This window comes from Halostagnicola sp. A-GB9-2, assembly GCF_030068615.1.
Lineage (GTDB): Archaea > Halobacteriota > Halobacteria > Halobacteriales > Natrialbaceae > Halostagnicola.
In genome coordinates, this window is the sequence record NZ_JASJOC010000028.1 from 1 (window position 1) to 3,498 (window position 3,498).

The following is a 3,498-nucleotide window of genomic DNA, read 5'->3' on the forward strand; positions in this document are numbered from 1 at the left end:
AGAGGCGACGCTCTCGACGTCGTATGTCGTCTTCGCGAGCTGGCAGACCAGCAGGTTGACGTCGTCGTCGGGCGTGGTCGCAATGACCGTCTTCGCGTCGTCAGCGCCCGCCTGCTCGAGGATGTCGGCATCAGTGCCGTCGCCCTCGATCGCGCGAAGGCCGCGTTTGCGGGCCTTTTCGACCGCGTCGGGGTCGAGATCGATCAGTAGTACGTTCTCTCCGTCCTGTTCGAGCCGTTCTGCGAGAGACAGACCGACCCGTCCCCCGCCAATGATTATGGTGCGCATTGGTGATACCTCGAGGTAGTCTGCGATCTGTCGTGCAAGGCCGGCCTGGAGGACGACCGTCGTGAAGATGATGAGAAAGACGGTCCCGGCGAGCAGCTGGGCCTCCTGTGGCCGGCCGAGCGCCTGCAACTCGACGGCAAACAGCGTCGCGACGCTCGCGGGGATGATCCCGCGCGGGCCGACGGCGCTCAGGAAGAGCCGCTCGTTGTGCGTAAACCGCGCGTTGGTCGTCGAGAGGTAGATGACTGCTGGACGAAGCACCAGCGTGACCGCGACGACGATGGCGAGACCCGCCAGCCCGACCGCGCGGATATCCGCGAAGTCAATCAATGCCGCCAGCGCGACGAAGATAAACGAAAGCACGACGACCGAGAGGTCGTCGAGGAAGTCGATCACGTCCTCGTGGTAGGGGAGGTCGACGTTCCCGAGAACGAAGCCGGCCGTCGCGGCGGCGGCGATGCCCGTTTCACTGGCGATCGTCTCTGCACCGGCATAGGCGACGATGACGCCGGCGAGGACGACCAACCGAGCGTGCAGCGGTGCCGCACAGGGTCTGGACCGTGCGCGATCGAGCACCAGCCAGACGAGACCCGCGACGAGCGCGCCGAACGCGAGACCGACGAACAGCCGCATCGCGAAGTCGCCGACGAGTGCGGCCGGCGTTCCGTTCCCGGCAACGAGGACTTCGAAGACGACGACCACCAGGATCGCCGCCGTGATGTCGTTGATCACGCCCTCGCCCTCGAGGACGGCGGCGACGTGATCCCGGACGGTGACGACCTGGAGGATCGGCCCGATCACAGTTGGGCCAGTTGCGATCAATAGTGCGCCGACCAGTAGGCCGACTTCGAGACTCGTCTCGAGGAAAACGACGACGGCGGCGGCCGTCCCGAGCCAGGTGACCACTGCACCAATGGTGACGAGGCGGGTCAGCGCGGTGGGACTCTCTCGGAGTTTGTCGAGGTGGAGGTGATACCCACCCTCGAAGAGGATGATCGCGACGCTGACGCCGACGACCGCCGAGAGCCCGCCGCCAAACGTCTCCCGCGAGACGAAGCCGAGCACCTCGGGACCGATCACAACCCCCGCGAAGATCAGGAAGAGGACGCTGGGAATCCGTAGCCGGTCCGCGAGGACGCGGGATGCGACGCCGAGTGCAAGCACGAGCGCGACGATCGCGACGAGGCTCACAGCTGGTTGTGGGTGCCCCTCTCGGGCACGGTAGGACGTGGTTCAATACCGAATTGGTACTCCATCACGTTCATCAGTCACCTCTGTCGGTCTCTGGCTGTGCACTCGGATCCGATTTACCGGTCGACTTGACGACCTGGTAGAGGATCATCGATGCGACGGCAAACGACGAACCGACGAGTAGGAAGACGCTCACCAGATCGAGCGCACCCGTTCCGAGCCAGTTCGCCAGTTCCGAGAGGGCAATTCCGGCGCTTGCGAGCACCATCATGATGCCGAAGTAAACGATCACGTCGTCCTCCTCGACAGTCGTCGTCGCCGCGGAGCCGATTCGCGCTCCGAGAGCGCTGCCGACCAGCAGCAAGGAGACGACCGTCAGGTCGACGCTGCCGGACATTCCGTAGGTGAACGTCCCGAACGCCCCCGAGAACAGCCCGGCGAACAGGCTGGTCCCGACCGCGGCCGAAAGCGGCGTCCCGATCAGGTAGTAGATCGCGGGCATACGGATGAAGCCACCGCCGACGCCGATCAGGCCCGAAACGAGGCCGACGCTCCCGCCGGCGCCCGAAATCGTCCACAGCGACGCTCGACCGCCGGATGTCAACGAGATCATTGGGGGAACGGTGTACGACTGGATCTTCTGGCCGATCGCCGGAATGTCCTCGTCGTCGACGTCCTCATCCTCGTCGTCCCCGTCGTCGAGCCTAGACGCGCGGCGGAGGAACAGCGCCCCGATCCCCGCCAGCAGGACGACGTACGCAACGCCCGTAACGAGGCCGGCGATCCCGAGCGCCTCGAGGCCGAACACGAGTCGACTGCCGAGTTCGATCCCGATCGAGAGGACGACGAATAGGATCGCACCAAGTTTGTAGTCGACCTGACCGACGTCGTAGTGTTTCAGGACGGCGATGACCGAGGTGCCGAAGTAAAACGCCAGCCCACTCCCAATCGCGACGGAAGCAGGATAGTCGAGGAGCAGCAGCGTCGGCGTGATCAAGAACGAGCCGCCCATCCCGAAGAATCCGAACAGCACTCCGACCATGAAGCCGAAGCTCACGAACAGCGCCAACAGCACTAGGCTGAGCCCGAATATCTCCATCTATCGTGCGTCCGTAATCGTGTCGATCAGTGGCGTTGCGACTCGCTCGAGGGCGCCGTAGCCGGCGTAGAGGGCGATCGCCTGGATGAGGATGACGCCAACGAGGAGCGTCGCCTGTACCGGTGCGGAGAGGGCTGCGGATTCGATCATTCGTCCGACCCCCCGTTCGCGTTCGATAGTGTACAGATCATGGATTTCTACTCATTACTCTCTATTCGGAGAGTCGGTATAACGCTTTTGGGACTAACGCACAATATTACTATAGAGTATGCGACGGCTATCCAACGAAAATATCTGTGTAAGTTATGAAGATACAGGCGGTTCGCCGACCGGCCGATTCGTGCCGGCACGTCGTGTCGTCCGCATTATCATTTCCGCGCGATAGACATCGCGAAGGCAGTGGATCTCGCGTCGCGAGAGCGTGGGAGCGAACCAGGTGCACGAGCGAACGACCGCGTCCGATCGAGCATCCGGACGGATACAACGAGTCGATGCGTGATCACCCTCGATCATTCCCTATCACCAATCGAGTTCGGTTGGTATTGGGATACCCAAACAATATTATACTGCCAGTACCTACAGCCGGTATGAAAGCGGTACTCGCCACTGACCTCTCGGCTGCCAGCGAGGCGACCATCGAGAACGAGACCGGCCTCGAGTGTCTCGGACAAATCGGGATCGAGGAGATACATCTCGTGACGGTCATTCCGTCGAACGTCCACAGAGGAATGCCCGGGATCGACTTCGAGAAGCGACGCCGAAAGGCGATCAGGAACTACGAGCGCGTCATCGAACGGGCTGGATTCGATGTCGAGGTACACGTCGTCCGCGGGACGCCCCACCGACGCATTCGGGGCATCGCCGAGACGATCGGCGCGAGTCTCGCCGTCGTCGGTTCGCGCGGGAAGAGCCCGCTCGAA

The 3,498-nt window shown here is 62.9% G+C and carries 4 protein-coding genes; 1 reads left to right on the forward strand and 3 read right to left on the reverse strand.

What is annotated here, in order from left to right; genetic code table 11:
- From QNM96_RS22775 to QNM96_RS22785, 3 genes are all read right to left on the reverse strand, one after another.
- On the reverse strand, positions 1–1,479 hold a 1,479-nt coding region (locus QNM96_RS22775), incomplete at its 3' end, for a cation:proton antiporter (protein WP_283839099.1).
- 73 nt (positions 1,480–1,552) lie between these two features.
- A complete protein-coding gene (locus tag QNM96_RS22780; RefSeq protein WP_283839100.1) occupies positions 1,553–2,578 on the reverse strand; it encodes a sulfite exporter TauE/SafE family protein in 1,026 nt (341 codons plus the stop codon).
- Positions 2,579–2,728 (reverse strand): hypothetical protein, encoded by a 150-nt coding sequence (locus tag QNM96_RS22785; protein ID WP_283839101.1) that lies wholly within the window; start codon positions 2,726–2,728, stop codon positions 2,579–2,581. It abuts the gene before it with no gap.
- A gap of 437 nt (positions 2,729–3,165) precedes the next feature.
- Here QNM96_RS22785 and QNM96_RS22790 point away from each other — a divergent pair.
- A partial coding sequence (locus tag QNM96_RS22790; protein ID WP_283839102.1) for a universal stress protein occupies positions 3,166–3,498 on the forward strand: 333 nt, incomplete at its 3' end.

Excerpts from the sequence above, each read along its gene's own strand:
- QNM96_RS22785 (WP_283839101.1), bottom strand. The coding sequence starts at position 2,728 with ATGATCGAATCCGCAGCCCTCTCCGCACCGGTACAGGCGACGCTCCTC.
- QNM96_RS22780 (WP_283839100.1), bottom strand. The coding sequence starts at position 2,578 with ATGGAGATATTCGGGCTCAGCCTAGTGCTGTTGGCGCTGTTCGTGAGC.